Raw genomic sequence first — 17,298 nt, forward strand, 5'->3', positions numbered from 1 at the left:
GTGCGTTCCGCGTTGTGGGACGTCCTCAGCGTCGGACCAGGACTCCAAGGTCGTTTCACTCTTTCGGGTGTCCCACAGTTCGGGAAGGTTCATCCACTTGGTGGGCCCGGCATGCCGCTGTCCACGTTCGTGCCGGTAGCCTTCGGCTCAACAGTTCGAGCCCCGCAGTTCGGGGTGGTTCTCGGGAGGTGTGTAGATGCGGCTCGCTGTGATCCCCGGTGACGGGATCGGGCCGGAAGTGATTGCCGAGGCACTCAAGGTCCTGGGTGAAGTCGTACCGGATACCGAGATCACTCGATACGACCTCGGCGCCGCGCGTTGGCACTCGACGGGAGAACTGCTTCCCGAATCGGTCCTCGGGGAGCTCAGGCAGCACGACGCGATCCTGCTCGGCGCCGTGGGCGACCCCTCGGTGCCCAGCGGCATCCTGGAGCGCGGTCTGCTGCTGCGGCTGCGCTTCGAGCTCGACCACCACGTGAACCTGCGCCCGGCGCGGCTGTACCCGGGCGTGAAGAGCCCGGTGGCCGACCCCGGTGAGATCGACATGGTCGTCGTGCGCGAAGGCACCGAGGGCCCGTACGCGGGCAACGGCGGCCTGCTGCGCAAGGACACCACGCACGAGATCGCCACCGAGGTCAGCATCAACACCGCGTTCGGCGTGGAGCGCGTGGTGCGCGACGCGTTCGCCCGTGCGGCCTCCCGGCCGCGCAAGCACCTGACGCTGGTGCACAAGACCAACGTGCTCACCCACGCCGGCTCGCTGTGGTCGCGCGTGGTGGAGGAGGTCTCGCTGCAGTACCCGGACGTCACCGTCGCCTACCAGCACGTGGACGCCACGACCATCCACATGGTCACCGACCCGAGCCGGTTCGACGTGATCGTCACCGACAACCTGTTCGGCGACATCATCACCGACCTGGCCGGTGCGGTCACCGGTGGCATCGGGCTCGCCGCGAGCGGCAACATCGACGCCACCCGCCGCAACCCGAGCATGTTCGAGCCGGTGCACGGCAGCGCTCCGGACATCGCCGGGCAGGGCGTGGCGGACCCGACGGCCGCGGTGCTGTCGGTGGCCATGCTCCTCGACCACGTGGGGATGTCGGAGGCGGCCAAGCGCGTCGAGGCGTCGGTCGCGTTCGACCTGGCGACCCGCGACCACTCGGCGCCGGGGGCGACCTTCGCCATCGGCGACCGCCTCGCGGCCCTGGTCTCCTCGCGGGAGGTCGCGCCCCAGGCGTGATCGATCGCGACGAAGAAGGCGTCCCTCCGGGGGCGCCTTTTTCGTTGCCCCGATCGAGTGTCGTGGATCCGCAGTTTCAATTGAAACTGCGGTCCGCCGTGGGTGGGATCTGCAGTTTCAATTGAAACTGCAGTCCGTCCCGGCCGGAGCCGGGCATCGGGCGCCTGTCCGGATGGTGGGAAGTTGTGATCAGCTGGTGGTCGCGTGGTGCGTTGTGGCAGCATGGGGACGTGGCTTTCCGCAGTGTGATCATTATTGGCGAGCGCGCCGGGTAGACGACTCCGCACCCCGGCGCGCTGACCTCTCGCATCCCTGCGGGGGGTCTTTTTTTGTTGCCTGCGCCCGCCGCACCCACCCAACTCCGACGCCATCGGGAGAAGATCCAGTGACCCGCACGACTCCGGCCGGAACCCCTCTGGGCGACGAATTCCACGTGTACGACACGACCTTGCGGGACGGCGCGCAGCGCGAGGGCATTTCCTACTCGGTGACCGACAAGCTCGCCGTCGCGCGGCTGCTGGACTCGCTCGGCGTCGGCTTCGTCGAAGGTGGCTGGCCGGGCGCGCTCCCCAAGGACACCGAGTTCTTCCACCGCGCCGCCGAAGGCGAGCTCGAACTCCGGCACGCCGCGCTGGTCGCGTTCGGCTCGACCCGCCGGGCCGGGGCCAAAGTGGACGAAGATCCGCAGGTCCGGGCACTGCTGGACTCCCGCGCCCCGGTGGTGACCTTGGTGGCCAAATCGGACCGCAGGCACATCGAACGGGCTCTGCGCACCGATGTCGCCGAGAACTGCGCGATGGTGGCCGACACGGTGCGCCACCTCGTCGGCGAGGGGCGTCGCGTGTTCCTCGACGCCGAGCACTTCTTCGACGGTTACGCGTTCGACCCGGACACCTCGCTGCGCGTGCTGGAATCCGCTGTGGAGGCCGGCGCGGACGTCGTGGTGCTGTGCGACACCAACGGCGGTCAGCTGCCGCTGCAGCTCGCCGAGACGGTCGGGGAAGTCGTTGCGCGCACGGGATTCCGCCTCGGGATCCACTGCCAGGACGACACCGGCTGCGCGGTCGCCAACAGCGTCGCGGCGGTGCAGGCCGGTGCCACGCACGTGCAGTGCACCGCCAACGGCTACGGCGAGCGGGCCGGCAACGCGGATCTGTTCGCGGTGCTGGGGAATCTGGGCGTGAAGCTCGAGATGCCCGTGTTGCCGGAGGGAAAGCTGCGCGAGCTCACCCGGACTTCCCACGCGCTCGCCGAGATCGCCAACCTGGCGCCGGACACGCACCAGGCGTACGTGGGGCAGTCGACCTTCGCGCACAAGGCGGGTCTGCACGCGAGCGCGATCAAAGTGGACCCCGAGCTGTACAACCACATCGATCCGGCCGTGGTGGGCAACGGGATGCGGGTGCTGGTGACCGAGATGGCCGGGCGCGCGAGCCTGGAGCTCAAGGGCGCTGAACTCGGTCTCGACCTGTCGTCGGCGCCGGATGCGGTCACCGGCGCGGTTCGCCGGGTCAAGGAGCTCGAAGCGCGCGGCTGGTCGTTCGAAGCCGCGGACGCCTCGCTGGAACTGCTGCTGCGGCGCGAGATGGTCACCGCGGCCGGTGCCGAACCGGTGGAAGCACCGTTCGAGCTGGAGTCCTACCGCGTGGTGCTCGACCACCGCTCCGACGGCGAGGTGATCGCGGAGGCCACCGTGAAGGTGCGCGTGGCGGGGGAGCGGGTCATCGCGACCGCGGAGGGCAACGGCCCGGTCAACGCGCTGGACGCGGCGCTGCGCAAAGCACTCGTCCCGCACCTGCCGTGGCTGGAATCGGTGGAGCTGGCCGACTACAAGGTCCGCATCCTCACCGACGCCCCCGGCACCGACGCGGTGACCCGGGTGCTGGTGGAGTCCCGCGACGGCGAGGAGGAGTGGACCACCGTCGGCGTCCACGCCAACATCGTCGAAGCCAGCTGGCTGGCCCTCTGCGACGCCCTGGTCTACAAGGCCTCCCGCAAGCCCACCACCTCCCGCTGACCGCTTCGACGTGACGTGCGCCGCAAATTCCATTGAAATCGGACGTCCAATTTCCATTGAAATTGCATCAGGTGCGGTCTGTGACCGCGAGGCATGACCGGCACCGTGCGGTGCGGGTCGCATGCGCCGCAGGCGCATAGCCCACCCTCGGCGCTTGCGCCGCCGCGGGTTCTCAGCGTTCGCCTGGCGAGGACGGCTCGACTGCCGTGTATTGGCCATACATAAAGTCGGGCAACCGGAGTCCAGGCGGGCGCTGAGGTTCCGCTACCCGCACCGCCACGCAGGACGAGGATGGAAAAACCTCGACGGAATTCGCGGGGGACCGGGCTCCGGGTTCCGCCGCTGGAGCTGGTGGTGCGGTTCGGAGATAGGCTTTCGAGTCGGAAGTCCACAGTTGATCGCGGAGGTTCGTCTTGCGCTTGGCACGTGTCGCCCACTCCGACGGGGTGTCCTTCGTGGCACTGGAGCCGGATCCGGCTGCGCCGCAGGAGAAGGTGCTCGCGGTCGAGATCGACCAGCACCCCTTCGGCGACCCCACCTTCACCGGGCGCAAGTGGCCGATGGGCGATGTCCGGCTGCTCGCCCCGATCCTGCCCACGAAGGTCATCTGCATCGGCAAGAACTACGCCGAGCACGCCCGGGAGATGGGCGGTGAGCCGCCGGCGAACCCGGTGATCTTCATGAAGCCGAACACCTCGGTGATCGGCCCGAACATGCCCATCAAGCTGCCCCCGAACTCCGAGCGGGTGGACTTCGAGGGCGAGCTGGCCGCGGTCGTCGGCCAGCCGTGCAAGGACGTGCCGGAGGCGCGCGGCACCGAGGTCCTGCTCGGCTACACGATCGCCAACGACGTCACCGCGCGCGACCAGCAGCAGGCCGACGGCCAGTGGACCCGCGCCAAGGGCTACGACACGTTCTGCCCGCTGGGTCCGTGGATCGACACCAGCGTCGACCCGGCCGACCTGGCGATCCGCACCGAGCTGGACGGCGAGCTCAAGCAGAACTCGCGCACCTCGCTGCTGCTGCACGACGTCGGCGCGCTGGTGTCGTGGATCTCGCGCGTGATGACCCTGCTGCCCGGTGACGTGATCCTCACCGGCACCCCGGCGGGCGTCGGCCCGATGCAGGCGGGTCAGAAGGTCTCGGTCTCCATCGACGGCCTCGGCACCTTGACCAACCCGGTCCAGCAGGGCTGATCCCGGCTACGACGCCGTCCGTTCGGCGAGCTGTCGGACGCCCGCGCGCAGGTCTTCGCGCGGGCGCCCGGCCGCTAGCTCGTGGAGGGCGATCGCGGCTACGAGCAGCGTCGCGACGGGTTCCGCCGGTTCCCAGAACGGTCGGTCAAGGCCGGAGCGCGGCTTCCGGTGGGCGTTCGCGGACCGCGCCGTAGGCGAGGACGTACGGCGGGATCTTGCGCAGCCACGGGAGTTTCGCCGTCGCCCGCAGGGGGAGCGGCAGGCGTGCGGTGTTGCCGAAGTCGATCTCGCCGTGCAGGGCCGGCGTGATCACGTTGTCGTGGATCACGCGCTGGAGCCGCTGGATCAGGACGGTCGTCGGCCACCTGCGGCGTTGCACCGCCGCGACGTGCTTGCGCTCCAAGCGGCCTTCGCGCAGCGGGCCGGCCAGGTAGCGGGCCGCCGCGACCGCGTCCTGGACCGCGAGGTTGATCCCGATCCCGCCGACCGGCGACATCGCGTGCGCGGCGTCGCCGATGCACAGCAGACCCGGGACGTGCCACTTGCGCAGCCGGTCCAGGGTGACGTGCAGCAGCTTCACGTCGTCCCAGTCGGCCACCAGGTCCCGCCCGGCGAGCCAGGGGATCTTGTGCACCAGGTCGGCGTTGAACTCCTCGACGGGCCGGTTGCGGCCCTGCGCGTCGGTGCCCTTGGCGATGATCTGGGCCACCTGGAAGTAGTCGCCGCGGTCCAGCATCGCCATGAACGCGCGGTCCCGGATCAGCCCGATCGCGCCCACCGGGTCGTCGGGGTGGCGCGGCACCCGGAACCACCGGACGTCCATCGGCGTCGGGAAGTCCTGCAGGCCCAGCTCGGGCATGGTGCGCACGAACGACTTCCGGCCGTCGCAGGCCACCGTGATGGTCGCCCGGAGCTCGCCGGTGCTGCCGTCGGAGGTGCGGTAGCGCACGCCGTTGACGCGGCCGCCTTCGCGGATCAGCTCGGTCGCCTCGGTGTTCATCCGCAGGTCGAAGCAGGGCTCCTGCTTGCCGGCGTCGGCGAGCAGGTCCAGGAAGTCCCACTGCGGGACCATCGCGATGTAGTTGTACTTCATCTTCAGCCTGCTGAAGTCGCCCAGCGCGAACAGCTCGTCGTTCGGGCCGACCGGCACCGACACCCGGTTCAGGCGGCGCTGGGGGAGTTCGTCGAGGCGTTCGGCCAGGCCGAGGTCGTCCAGCAGGTGCAGGGTCGTGGGGTGCACCGTGTCGCCGCGGAAATCGCGCAGGAAGTCGCCGTGCTTCTCCAGCACGGTCACCTCGACGCCCGAGCGGGCCAGCAGCAGCCCCAGGACCACTCCCGCCGGTCCGCCGCCCACGATGCAGCAGGTGGTTCGCTCCATTGCGATCCCTCCCGATGTATTTCAACGTCTGTTGAATAAGCTCAGGATGACTCGCCGGGACGCGCTCGTCAAGCGCCGCCGACCGGTGACTAGGCTGGATGTGTTATGAGCACGCCAGAAGCAGCAGCAACAGCCGACGCCAGGCCCCTCCGGGCCCGGTTCTGCCCCTCGCCGACCGGCACTCCGCACGTCGGCCTCATCCGCACCGCCCTCTACAACTGGGCGTTCGCCCGGCACAACAAGGGCACCCTGGTGTTCCGCATCGAGGACACCGACGCAGCCAGGGACAGCGAAGAGTCCTACCAGGCGCTGCTGGATGCGCTGCGCTGGTTGGGGCTGGACTGGGACGAAGGCCCCGAGGTCGGCGGTCCCTACGGCCCCTACCGGCAGAGCGAGCGCCGCGACATCTACGCCGACGTCGCGCAGCGCCTGCTGGCCGCCGGGGAGCTCTACGAGTCCTTCTCCTCGCCCGAGGAGGTCGAGGCCCGGCACAAGGCGGCCGGCCGCGACCCCAAGCTCGGCTACGACAACTTCGACCGCGACCTCACCGAAGAGCAGATCGCCGCGTTCCGCGCCGAGGGCCGCAAGCCCGTGCTGCGGCTGCGGATGCCGGCCCGCGACATCACCTTCACCGACCTGGTGCGCGGCGAGATCACCTTCCCCGCGGGCAGCGTCCCGGACCCGGTCCTGGTGCGCGGCAACGGAGATCCGCTCTACACCCTGACCAACCCGGTCGACGACGCCCTGCAGCGGATCACCCACGTGCTGCGCGGTGAGGACTTGCTGTCCTCCACGCCGCGGCAGATCGCCCTCTACGAGGCGCTGCAGCGCATCGGGGTCACCGACTTCACGCCCGAGTTCGGCCACCTGCCGTTCGTCATGGGGGAGGGCAACAAGAAGCTCTCCAAGCGCGACCCGCAGTCCAACCTGTTCCACCACCGCGACCGGGGTTTCCTGCCCGAGGGCCTGCTGAACTACCTGGCGCTGCTCGGCTGGTCGATCTCCGAGGACCGCGACGTGTTCAGCCTGGACGAGATGGTCGAGGCCTTCGACATCGGCCGGGTCAGCGCCAACCCGGCGCGCTTCGACCAGAAGAAGGCCGACGCGATCAACTCCGCGCACCTGCGGGCCCTCGCGCCGGACGACTTCGTCGAGCGGATCGTGCCGTACCTGGTCAAGGGCGGCGTGCTGCCCAGCGAGCCGACCGAGCAGCAGCTGGCCACCGTGCGCGCCGCCGCGCCGCTGGTGCAGGAGCGGCTCATCGTGCTCTCCGACGCGGTCGGCATGATGGGATTCCTGTTCGCCGGCGACGAGTTCGCCCCGGAGCAGGCTTCCGCGGACAAGGCCCTCGGCGAGGACGCCAAGCCGGTGCTGGAAGCGGCCATCAGCGCCCTCGAAGCGCTGCCGGAGTGGACCACCGGTGCCATCGAGCAGGCCCTGAAGGACGCGGTCGTCGACGGCCTGGGCATCAAGCCCCGCAAGGCCTTCGCGCCGGTCCGCGTCGCCGTCACCGGCCGCACGGTGTCGCCGCCGCTGTACGAGTCGATGGAACTCCTGGGTCGCGAGGTCTCCCTCGCCCGCCTCCGCAAGGCCCTGGGCTGACGCCTCCGCACCCCGCGCCGCGGCTGTCCACTGACGGTCCCGACGCGGGGTGCGGTTGCATCTGCGGGAGGTATGTCACGGAAATAGGCCGACAGGATCACTGGGTTGGCCGAATCGGACGCAGCGGGTGAGCGCCTAGCCTCTCGGAGTGACATCCGCTCCCCCCAGCTCCTTCACCCACGAACTCGGACAGCTCAAGGCTGTTTGCCTCGACGTGGACGACACCCTGATGGACGGGCCGCGCGCGTCGCGGCGAGCCCTGCGGGAGCTCCTCGGCACCGACCGGGCCTGGCCGGTGTGGGAGCGGGTCACCGACGACTACTACGGGCGGTACGTCAACAACGAGCTCCGCTTCGACGTGATGTGCGTCGAGCGCACCAAGGCCTTCTTCGCGGCCTTCGGCGAGCAGATCGACTACACCGAGGCCGCCCGCCGGGAAGACCTGCGGATGGCCGCGATGCAGCGCGGCTGGGGCCTCTTCGACGACGCCCGCCCCTGCCTGGACTGGCTGCGCGACAGCGGCCTGCGGCTCGCCGTCATCACCAACGCCCCCAGCGCCTACCAGCGCAAGAAGATCGCTGCCGTCGGGCTGGCCGACGTCTTCGACGTGCTCGTCATCTCCGGCGAAGTCGGTGTCGCGAAACCGGATCCGCGGATCTTCCGCACCGCGTGCGACGCCCTTGGCCTGAGCCCGGGAGAAGTCGCCCACGTCGGAGACCGGCTCGACACCGACGCCCGCGGAGCCGCCAGCGCCGGCCTCCACGGCATCTGGCTCAACCGCGACGGCGCGCCCGCGGCCGCCGACGTCCCGACCATCACGAGCCTCCACGAACTCCCCGAGATGCTCGTCGCCGATCTGCCCGCCATCCCGGCCGTTCCCGAGCTGATCCGCTGAAAGCGCGCTGCGGCCGTCATGACCTGCGGAGATGCCTAAAACCGACCCCCCTGGAAACGGCCTTGGAGGCATGGTCTAAAGTATTTATCAACGCCGCGGACAGCAGTCCGAAAGCCGAAAACCCCTCGGGGAGATCGGAAAAGGACAACTGGCCGGGGTGGCACCATGGGGTATGGTGTAATTGGCAGCACGACTGATTCTGGTTCAGTTAGTCTAGGTTCGAGTCCTGGTACCCCAGCGAGAAGGTCGGAAGCTCGGCACGCCGAGAAGATGATCTCTCAAGCGTGGTCCCGTCGTCTAGCGGCCTAGGACGCCGCCCTCTCAAGGCGGTAGCGCGGGTTCAAATCCCGTCGGGACTACAAGGGTGGGAGGGCCCTGTCTACGTAATGCGTAGACAGGGCCCTTTCCGTTTTTCTATTGGGGGGCCGAGCCCCCCATGCCCCCCACGGTGCGGGGGTTGCTTTTGTATCTGCTCCTTGCGAGGGGTGGGGTTCCCGGTCTGGGTGGGGACCAGCCCTACGCAGGCTGACCTTCAACTGCTTCTGTGGGATCGGCGCCTGGCGGTTGCGCTTGGTGGCTTATCGGGCTTTGGCATTGGTGTCTTTGGTTGCTCGTTCTGTTTCCGCTTTTGTGGGCGTTGATTGGGTGGGGTTGGGGCCTTGTGGGGGTCGCGTTTCGGTGGGGCCGGCTGGCATCGCGAACAATGCACCGTCGGGGGTGGGCTCGCGGGGCCTGCCCGATGGCGGGGGTGATCTTCCTGTTGCGGGGGCGGGTCTTTGGGGGTTTGTGGTGGGGGTCTCCTTTTTTTCTCTTGGGGTTGGGTTTGGGGGTTTGGTGTGGTTTGGGGTGGGTTTTTGCTGGTCGTTGGGGTTTTGGGGGGTGGGTTTTTGGGGGTTGGGTTCGTGTTGTAGAGTTCTTGACGTAGCGCGGTCCCGTCGTCTAGCGGCCTAGGACGCCGCCCTCTCAAGGCGGTAGCGCGGGTTCAAATCCCGTCGGGACTACCACGGAAGCCCCCACTCATCGAGTGGGGGCTTCTTTGTGTGTTGGTCCAGCTTGGCTGGGGGCTGGGGTTGGGGGGGTGTTTTGGGCGGGCCCTCTTTTGGGCCCGCGCCTTTAGTTGGGTTTGGGGTTTACAGCCGGTTTTGTAGGGCTTCTGCTGCTGCTAGTAGGTCTGCTGCCCAGCGGGCTCCTGGGCGGCGGCCCATTCTGTCGATCGGGCCTGAGACCGATATCGCCGCTACTACCTGGCCTTGGGCGTCCTTCACCGGGGCGCTCACACTGGCCACGCCCGATTCCCTTTCCGCGACGCTCTGGGCCCAGCCCCTCCTTCGGACCTCCATGAGGGTTCGCTCGCCGTAGACCGCTTCTGCTAGGACCGCTCGTTGCGTGGCCGGGTCCGACCAGGCCGCGAGGACCTTGGCACCGGAACCTGCGAACATCGAGAGGGCCGTGCCCACCGGGACTGTGTCCCGAAGACCGCTCGGGGGCTCCGCGGTGGCGATGCACAGGCGCTGCATGCCGTCCCGGCGGTAGAGCTGGACGCTTTCGCCCGTGATGTCCCGGAGTTTGGGCAGTACCGTGGTAGCTGCTTCCAGCAACGGGTCCACTGCTCCGCCCGCGAGCTCCGCGAGAGCCGCTCCCGGGCGCCAGCGCCCGTCCGAATCCCTGCGCAGGAGGCGGTGCACCTCCAGGCCCACCGCCAAGCGGTGCGCCGTTGCCCTCGGCAGACCCGTGCGGCTGCACAGTTCCGCGAGGCCGCACGGTTCATTGGCAACGGCCTGCAGAACGGCCACTGCCTTGTCCAGTACTCCGATGCCGCTATGCTGTCCCACGTACCGATACTAACTTCCCGGCATCTGGGAAGTCCACTCTGTGGGAAGACCCGTTCCGGGGTCTCGGCAGGCTCGACTGGGAGCAGCGATGGGAAAAACGCTCGCGGAGAAGGTTTGGGAAGCGCACATCGTGCGCCGCGGTGAAGGCCACGAGCCAGACCTGCTCTACATCGATCTCCACCTGGTGCACGAGGTGACCAGTCCGCAGGCCTTCGAAGGGCTCCGGCTGGCCGGCCGCAAGGTGCGCCGCCCCGACCTCACGCTGGCCACCGAAGACCACAACGTGCCCACCACCGGGATCGACCTGCCGATCGCCGACCCGGTCTCGCGCACCCAGGTCGAGACCTTGCGCAAGAACTGCGCGGAATTCGGCGTCCGGCTGCACCCGATGGGCGATGCCGAGCAGGGCATCGTGCACGTCGTCGGTCCGCAGCTCGGGCTGACCCAGCCCGGCACCACCGTGGTCTGCGGCGACAGCCACACCTCCACGCACGGCGCGTTCGGCGCGCTGGCCTTCGGCATCGGCACCTCCGAGGTCGAGCACGTGCTGGCCACCCAGACGCTGCCGCTGAAGCCGTTCAAGACCATGGCCATCAACGTCGAGGGCACCCTGCGTCCAGGAGTGACCAGCAAGGACGTGATCCTGGCCGTGATCGCCAAGATCGGCACCGGCGGCGGGCAGGGCTACGTGCTCGAGTACCGCGGCGAGGCGATCCGCCAGCTGTCCATGGAAGCCCGCATGACGATCTGCAACATGTCGATCGAAGCGGGCGCCCGCGCGGGCATGATCGCGCCGGACGAAACGACTTTCGAGTACCTGAAGGGACGTTCGCACGCCCCCGAGGGCGCCGAGTGGGACGCCGCGGTCGAGTACTGGAAGACGCTGCGCACCGATGACGACGCCACTTTCGACGCAGAAGTCACGCTGAACGCCGACGAGCTCACGCCTTTCGTCACCTGGGGCACCAACCCGGGCCAGGGCCTGCCGCTGGGCGAGCGGGTGCCGGACCCGGCGCAGATCGCCGACGAGGGCGAGCGCTTCGCCGCTGAGAAGGCGTTGGCCTACATGGGCTTGACGGCGGGCACGCCGCTGCGCGAGGTGTCGGTCGACACGGTGTTCCTGGGCTCCTGCACCAACGGCCGCATCGAGGACCTGCGCGCCGCAGCGGAGGTCCTGAAGGGCCGCAAGGTCGCGCAGGACGTGCGGATGCTGGTCGTGCCGGGCTCGATGAAGGTCCGCAAGCAGGCGGAGTCCGAAGGGCTGCACGAGGTTTTCACCGCCGCCGGCGCGGAATGGCGTTCGGCCGGTTGTTCGATGTGCCTGGGCATGAACCCGGACCAGCTGACCCCGGGCGAGCGCAGCGCCTCGACCTCCAACCGCAACTTCGAGGGCAGGCAGGGCAAGGGCGGCCGCACCCACCTGGTCTCGCCGCTCGTGGCCGCCGCCACGGCGGTGCGCGGCACCCTGTCCTCGCCCGAAGACCTCGACTGAAACCCACCCACCAGGAGCAGTGACGATGGAACCGTTCAAGACGCACACCGGGGTCGGCGTCCCGCTGCGCCGGTCCAACGTGGACACCGACCAGATCATCCCGGCGGTCTACCTCAAGCGGGTCTCCCGGACCGGATTCGAGGACGCGCTGTTCGCCGCCTGGCGGGGCGACGAGGACTTCATCCTCAACCAGGAGCCGTTCCGCGCCGGCAGCGTGCTGGTCGCCGGACCGGACTTCGGCACCGGATCTTCGCGCGAGCACGCCGTGTGGGCGCTGAAGGACTACGGCTTCCGGGTGGTCATCTCCAGCCGCTTCGCCGACATCTTCCGCGGCAACTCGGGCAAGCAGGGCCTGCTGGCGGCCGAGTGCGAGCAGTCCGATGTGGAACTGCTGTGGAAGCTCTTGGAGAACGAGCCGGGTACCGCCGTCACGGTGGATCTGGAGCAACGGACCGTGCACGCCAAGGATCTCACCGTGTCGTTCCGCATCGACGACTACACCCGCTGGCGGTTGCTGGAAGGGCTCGACGACATCGGTTTGACGCTCCGGCACGCCGAGACGATCGACACTTTTGAGCAGCAGCGGCCGAGCTTCAAACCGGCCACGCTGCCCGCTCCCGCGGAGTGATCGCGGCTTGACCGGGTGGCGGATTCTTTCTGCTGTGCAAGGAAAAATCCGCCACCCGGCGCACAACTGAACAGTTGCTCCACGAGCACTGCGGCCCCGTTGCCCGGAGACGAATGCCCGCGCCCCCAACGAAAAAATGGGGCGTGGCGATTGGCATTTGTTTATCCGGGGCTTTACCGTTGACATTGAGTCGGCCCAACGGGGCCGTTGTTGTGTCCTGGGAGGGACTGAAGTGAACAAGGCCCAACTCATCGAGGCTCTGGCAGAACGCCTCGGAGACAAGAAGACCGCCAGCCAGGCTGTGGAAAACGTCGTGGACATCATCGTTCGCAACGTCAACAAGGGCGAGAAGGTCAACATCACCGGCTTCGGCGTTTTCGAGAAGCGGGCCCGTGCCGCGCGTACCGCCCGCAACCCGCGCACCGGTGAGTCCGTGAAGGTCAAGAAGACCAACGTCCCCGCCTTCCGCGCCGGCACCCAGTTCAAGGAAGTCGTGGGCGGACAGCGGAAACTGCCGCGCCAGTCCTCGGTCAAGGCGGCCACCACCCGCGGTGCCACCACCCGGACCGCCGCCGCCAAGACCACCGCCAAGGCTCCGGCCGGCACCAAGGCGAAGGCGACCACCACCCGCGCCGCCGCGACCAAGACCACCGGTCGCGCGACCACCAAGGCCGCCGCCACCAAGGCGACCGCCACCAAGGCCGCGCCGAAGGCCGCCGCCACCAAGGCTGCGCCGAAGGCCGCTGCCACCAAGGCGACCGCCACCAAGGCCGCGCCGAAGCGGACCACGAAGGCCGCCACCACTAAGGCGAGCACGACCAAGGCGACCACCGCCAAGGCCAGCACCGCCAAGGCGACCACCAAGCGGGCCAGCACTGCGAAGGCCAGCACCACCAAGGCCACCGCTGCCAAGACGACCCGTCCGGCGACCAAGAAGGCGACGACGACTCGCAAGTCCACCAAGAAGTGAGTGCTCGCCGCTGCAGCGAGCAACAGTGGACCGAGCGGGCGGCCACCTGAACCCGGCCATCGGGATGAGGTGCCGCCCGCTCTCGGCTGGAAGCCTCCGATCCGCTCGGAGGGGAGGCTCCGGCCAGCGGCGGAGCGGCGTCCAGGTGCGACACTGCGCACGGACGTCCGCTCGCGGCGAGAACGGGCCTGAGCGGTCTGCAGCCGCCGGAACACCGGTCGGCCGCGACCGATGCCCGGCCGGGCGTTCGCAACGCCCCCACGGCGCGATCAGCGCCCAACAGCGGTGCCAGACCGCTGAATTCCGGAGCCGGGGCGTCGGCACTTCTCTGCCGGCGCATCCGACCCGGACATCAGGCGAATCGCTTGCGAGCGGAGTTCGCGAATCAGCCTTCACCGGGCACCGGCATCCCGCCGCTGTCAACGCGGCCGGACGATGCGCGGTACCGACATCGTTTCGCCCAGCAGAAGCTCGTGAGCGCTTAATGGCGTTATAACGCCACAAAGCGCTCACGAACCATGCATTGCTGACAATCCCACCGTCGAATTGTCTTTAAAGGCCGATCAGGGGATCGGGTCTTCGAGGTAGTCGGCCGCGGCGAGGTGCAGCGAAGGGCCGTTGCCGTTGCTGGTCGCCGAGTCCCGGCGGAAGCTGAGGATCCACACGCTGCCCTTGCGGCTGGCGACCTCGCCGGGCCGCAGCCCGGGGCGGTCGCCCAGCGCGCCGGAATCCGCCAGCCGCGCCACGAGGTCCGGGATCGCGCCGCCCTGGCTGCACACCAGCGCAGGCCCGTTCCCGGCCGCCACGCGCACCATCCGCTCGACCGCCGCGGCCGGGTCGGAGACGAATCCCTCCTCGGAGAACAGCGGTTCGGGCTCGATGTCGACGCCCAGGTCCGCCGCGATCGGCGCCACCGTCTGCTCGCAGCGCAGCCGCGGCGCGGAGTGGACGCGCGTCGGGCCGAACAGCGGCAGCAGGGAGTGCAGCGCGTCCCGCTGCTGCCGTCCCGCTTCGGTGAGCGGGCGCAGGACGTCGTCGCCGTTCCAGTCGGAGCGCTTGCCCGCTTTCGCGTGGCGGACCAGCAGAACCGTCGCCAGCTCGGTCGGCAGCTGCTCGAAGACGTCGAGCACGCGGCCGTCGTGCGGGTAGCTGACCAGTTCCCGCGCCCGGGCGACGGGGAGCCAGCGCAGATCGTCGACTTCGCTGTTCGGCGCGAAAGACCCGCCGCAGGCGCGGGCGGCGAAGTAGTCCACGACCTTCTCCGCGGTTCCGCCCGCAGCGGGCACCGCGTAGTTCACCCGGGTGAGGAAACGGGACAGCACGCAGGAAAACCCGGTCTCCTCGGCGACCTCGCGGACCGCCGCGTGCGCGGGCAGCTCGCCGGGGTCGAGCTTGCCCTTCGGCAACGACCAGTCGTCGTAGCGGGGGCGGTGCACCACCGCGACCTCCGGGCCGCCGCTGCCGTCGCGCCACAGCACCGCTCCGGCGGCCCGCACCGTTCGGCCGGGGACATCAGTCGGTTCGCCGTCGATCTTCTCGGTACCCGGCTGGTTCTCGGTCACGCTCATCGTCCTCTAAAGCAGTCTCAGCGGTCGGTCCGGCCCACGGCGCCTTCGCGCGCCCCGTGCTGGCGCAGCATCTCCACCTGGTGGTCGCGGACCTGCTCCCCGCTGCGCGGCGACGCTTCCCAGTCGCCCTTGGCGTTGAGCACCCAGCAGCGCGTCGCCGGGTGCATCGCCGAGTCGAGCAGCGCGTCCAGCTGGGCGGTGAGCTTGGGATCGGTGACCCGCACCTGGGTTTCGATCCGGCGGTCCAGGTTCCGGTGCATCATGTCGGCGCTGCCGATCCAGCGCTCGTCGATGCCGACGAAGTGGAACACGCGGGAGTGCTCCAGGAAGCGGCCCAGGATCGAGCGCACCTCGACGTTCTCGCTGAGGCCCTCGACGCCCGCCTTGAGCGAGCAGATGCCGCGCACCACGACCTTGACCGGCACCCCGGCCAGCGAAGCCCGGTACAGCGCATCGATGATCTGCTCGTCGACCAGCGAGTTCACCTTCATCCGGATGCCGCACGACAGGCCCTGCCTGGCCCGCTCGATCTCGGCCTCCACGCGCTCCACGATGCCGTTGCGGATGCCCTGCGGGGACACCAGGATTCGGCGGTACTCGCCGTGCCGGGCGTACCCGGTGAGCACGTTGAACAGGTCGGTGAGGTCGGCGCCGATCTCCGGGGAAGCGGTCAGCAGCCCCAGGTCCTCGTAGATGCGCGCGGTCTTCGGGTTGTAGTTGCCGGTGCCGAGGTGGCAGTAGCGGCGGATCGTCGAGCCCTCCTGGCGCACCACCAGCGCGGTCTTGCAGTGCGTCTTCAACCCGACCAGGCCGTAGACCACGTGCACCCCGGCGCGCTCCAGGGTGCGCGCCCACTGGATGTTCGCCTGCTCGTCGAAGCGGGCCTTGAGCTCCACCAGCGCCACCACCTGCTTGCCGGCTTCTGCGGCGTCGATGAGGGCGTTGACGATCGGCGAATCACCGGAGGTCCGGTACAGCGTCTGCTTGATGGCCAGCACGTGCGGATCGGCCGCGGCCTGCTCGATGAACCGCTGCACCGACGTGGAGAACGAGTCGTAGGGGTGGTGCAGCAGCACGTCGCCCTCGCGCAGCGTGGAGAAGATGCTCTTGGGCGTCTGGCCCTCGGCGAACGCAGGGTGCGTCGCGGGAACGAACGGCTGCTCCTTGAGGTCCGGGCGGTGCAACCGCTCCAGCTGGAACAGGCACGACAGGTCCAGCAGGCCCTTGACCTCCACCACGTCGTGCTGGTCGACCTCCAGCTCGCGCAGCAGGAGTTCGAGCATGTTCTCGCTCATCGTGTCGGTGACCTCGAGCCGCACCGGCGGCCCGAAGCGGCGCCGCGCGAGCTCCCGCTCCATGGCCTGCAGCAGGTCCTCGTCGCGGTCCTCCTCGACCTCCAGGTCGGCGTTGCGGGTGACCCGGAAGATGTGGTGCTCGGCGACCCGCATGCCGGGGAACAACTTCCCCAGGTGCGCGGCGATGAGCTCCTCCAGCGGCAGGAACGTGGCGCGTTCGGTCTCCCGGTCGGATTCGACGCGGATCAGCCGCGGCACGTTGTCCGGCACCTTCACCCGGGCGAAGCGGCGCAACCCGGCGTCCGGGTCGGCGACGGTGACCGCGAGGTTCAGCGACAGCCCGGAGATGTAGGGGAACGGGTGCGCCGGGTCCACCGCCAGCGGGGTGAGCACCGGGAAGATGTGGTCCTCGAAGTAGCGGGTCAGCTTCTCCTGGTCGGCGGTCTCCAGCTCCGACCAGTTCAGGATCCGGACGCCGTGCGCCTCCAGCTCGGGCACCAGCTCGTCGAGGAAGACCCGGCTGAGCTTCTCCATCAGGTCCTGGTTGCGGGCCGCGATGCGGGTCAGCTGCTCGTGCGGGGTGAGCCCGTCGGCGCTGCGCACCGCCAGCCCGGTCTCCTCACGCCGCTTCAGCCCGGCGACGCGCACCATGTAGAACTCGTCCAGGTTGGACGCGAAGATCGCGAGGAACTTGGCGCGCTCGAGCACCGGCTGCGACTTGTCCTCGGCGATGGCCAGCACCCGGGCGTTGAAGTCGAGCCAGGACAGCTCGCGGTTGAGGTAGCGGTCCTCGGGCAGGTCCGTGGTCGCCGCCGCGCGCGTCACCGCGGGCGGCGCGGACGGGACGCGGGCGCCCTCGGAGGCCGGGCTCGGATCACCTTGCGCCGGGCTCGATGCGCGGTGAGTGGACCGGCCACTGGTGCTTCGTGCGGCGGGCTGCTCGGCCCGGCCGGTGCTGTCGGTGCTCACCCGTCCATTGTCGCTCATCGAACCGGTTCAGCCGATTTCTGTGAAAAGAGTTCATGGGCGTTTCGCGTCGCTGTTGTGCCCCGACGGGGACCCGCTGCCGGATTCGCGCGGAATCGGTGGTTCACGCGGTGGCGGCAGCAGTTCGCGGACCGAGTCCGAGGGCGCGGGCGGCGCGCAGATCGGCCTCGGTGTCCACGTCGCAGCGCAGCGAGTCCC

The 17,298-nt window shown here is 69.1% G+C and carries 12 protein-coding genes and 3 tRNA genes; 11 read left to right on the forward strand and 4 right to left on the reverse strand.

The genetic code is table 11. The features are described from left to right. The first annotated feature begins 196 nt into the window (after positions 1-196). From OU415_RS22935 to OU415_RS22945, 3 genes are all read left to right on the forward strand, one after another. A complete protein-coding gene (locus OU415_RS22935; protein WP_270951120.1) occupies positions 197-1,240 on the forward strand; it encodes a 3-isopropylmalate dehydrogenase in 1,044 nt (347 codons plus the stop codon). Positions 1,241-1,625: 385 nt separating this feature from the next. Beyond that, positions 1,626-3,257: a citramalate synthase gene (gene cimA, locus OU415_RS22940; protein ID WP_270951122.1), complete on the forward strand. Its 1,632-nt coding sequence runs from the start codon at positions 1,626-1,628 to the stop codon at positions 3,255-3,257. A gap of 413 nt (positions 3,258-3,670) precedes the next feature. Then, on the forward strand, positions 3,671-4,453 hold the full coding sequence (locus OU415_RS22945) for a fumarylacetoacetate hydrolase family protein (RefSeq protein WP_270951124.1): 783 nt from the start codon (positions 3,671-3,673) through the stop codon (positions 4,451-4,453). Positions 4,454-4,598: 145 nt separating this feature from the next. On the opposite strand, the gene OU415_RS22950 is transcribed toward OU415_RS22945, so the two are convergent. Then, on the reverse strand, positions 4,599-5,831 hold the full coding sequence (locus OU415_RS22950; protein ID WP_270951126.1) for an FAD-dependent oxidoreductase: 1,233 nt from the start codon (positions 5,829-5,831) through the stop codon (positions 4,599-4,601). 105 nt (positions 5,832-5,936) lie between these two features. Here OU415_RS22950 and gltX point away from each other — a divergent pair, with 105 nt between their 5' ends. The 5 genes from gltX (at position 5,937) to OU415_RS22975 (ending at position 9,332) form a co-directional block, all read left to right on the forward strand. Continuing rightward, positions 5,937-7,433 (forward strand): glutamate--tRNA ligase, encoded by a 1,497-nt coding sequence (gene gltX / locus OU415_RS22955; protein WP_270951127.1) that lies wholly within the window; start codon positions 5,937-5,939, stop codon positions 7,431-7,433. Positions 7,434-7,581: 148 nt separating this feature from the next. After that, a complete protein-coding gene (locus OU415_RS22960; RefSeq protein ID WP_270951128.1) occupies positions 7,582-8,328 on the forward strand; it encodes an HAD family hydrolase in 747 nt (248 codons plus the stop codon). Between the two features lie 166 nt (positions 8,329-8,494). Continuing rightward, positions 8,495-8,566 (forward strand) — tRNA-Gln (locus tag OU415_RS22965). A 48-nt stretch (positions 8,567-8,614) separates the two neighbouring features. Then, positions 8,615-8,687: transfer RNA gene (locus OU415_RS22970), tRNA-Glu, on the forward strand. 569 nt (positions 8,688-9,256) lie between these two features. Next, positions 9,257-9,332 (forward strand) — tRNA-Glu (locus tag OU415_RS22975). Positions 9,333-9,458: 126 nt separating this feature from the next. Here the strand turns inward: OU415_RS22975 and OU415_RS22980 are convergent. Next, positions 9,459-10,160, reverse strand: a complete 702-nt coding sequence (locus tag OU415_RS22980) for an IclR family transcriptional regulator (RefSeq protein WP_270951129.1) — start codon at positions 10,158-10,160, stop codon at positions 9,459-9,461. An 88-nt stretch (positions 10,161-10,248) separates the two neighbouring features. Between OU415_RS22980 and leuC the strand changes: the two genes are divergently transcribed. The 3 genes from leuC to OU415_RS22995 all read left to right on the forward strand — a co-directional run bounded on the left by leuC (position 10,249) and on the right by OU415_RS22995 (position 13,250). Next, the gene (gene leuC / locus OU415_RS22985; RefSeq protein WP_270951130.1) at positions 10,249-11,652 is read left to right on the forward strand and encodes a 3-isopropylmalate dehydratase large subunit; all 1,404 of its coding nucleotides are present in this window, start codon (positions 10,249-10,251) and stop codon (positions 11,650-11,652) included. Between the two features lie 25 nt (positions 11,653-11,677). Next, entirely contained in the window at positions 11,678-12,280 is a 603-nt protein-coding gene (gene leuD, locus OU415_RS22990; RefSeq protein ID WP_270951131.1) for a 3-isopropylmalate dehydratase small subunit, read from the forward strand. Between the two features lie 232 nt (positions 12,281-12,512). After that, a complete protein-coding gene (locus OU415_RS22995; RefSeq protein WP_270951132.1) occupies positions 12,513-13,250 on the forward strand; it encodes an HU family DNA-binding protein in 738 nt (245 codons plus the stop codon). A 563-nt stretch (positions 13,251-13,813) separates the two neighbouring features. Here OU415_RS22995 and OU415_RS23000 read toward each other — a convergent pair. Continuing rightward, positions 13,814-14,818 carry an NUDIX hydrolase gene (locus OU415_RS23000; protein ID WP_270951134.1) on the reverse strand — a complete coding sequence of 335 codons (1,005 nt, stop codon included), beginning with the start codon at positions 14,816-14,818 and terminating at the stop codon, positions 13,814-13,816. Between the two features lie 17 nt (positions 14,819-14,835). Next, positions 14,836-17,082: an RNA degradosome polyphosphate kinase gene (locus OU415_RS23005; RefSeq protein WP_408641895.1), complete on the reverse strand. Its 2,247-nt coding sequence runs from the start codon at positions 17,080-17,082 to the stop codon at positions 14,836-14,838. Positions 17,083-17,298 lie beyond the last annotated feature (216 nt).

Source organism: Saccharopolyspora oryzae (assembly GCF_027853915.1).
GTDB lineage: Bacteria > Actinomycetota > Actinomycetes > Mycobacteriales > Pseudonocardiaceae > Saccharopolyspora > Saccharopolyspora oryzae.

Bases quoted from the DNA above. Each gene is read 5' to 3' on its own strand.
- leuD (WP_270951131.1), top strand. From the start codon at position 11,678: ATGGAACCGTTCAAGACGCACACCGGGGTCGGCGTCCCGCTGCGCCGG.
- leuC (WP_270951130.1), top strand. From the start codon at position 10,249: ATGGGAAAAACGCTCGCGGAGAAGGTTTGGGAAGCGCACATCGTGCGC.
- OU415_RS23000 (WP_270951134.1), bottom strand. From the start codon at position 14,818: ATGAGCGTGACCGAGAACCAGCCGGGTACCGAGAAGATCGACGGCGAA.
- gltX (WP_270951127.1), top strand. From the start codon at position 5,937: ATGAGCACGCCAGAAGCAGCAGCAACAGCCGACGCCAGGCCCCTCCGG.
- OU415_RS22935 (WP_270951120.1), top strand. From the start codon at position 197: ATGCGGCTCGCTGTGATCCCCGGTGACGGGATCGGGCCGGAAGTGATT.
- OU415_RS22950 (WP_270951126.1), bottom strand. From the start codon at position 5,831: ATGGAGCGAACCACCTGCTGCATCGTGGGCGGCGGACCGGCGGGAGTG.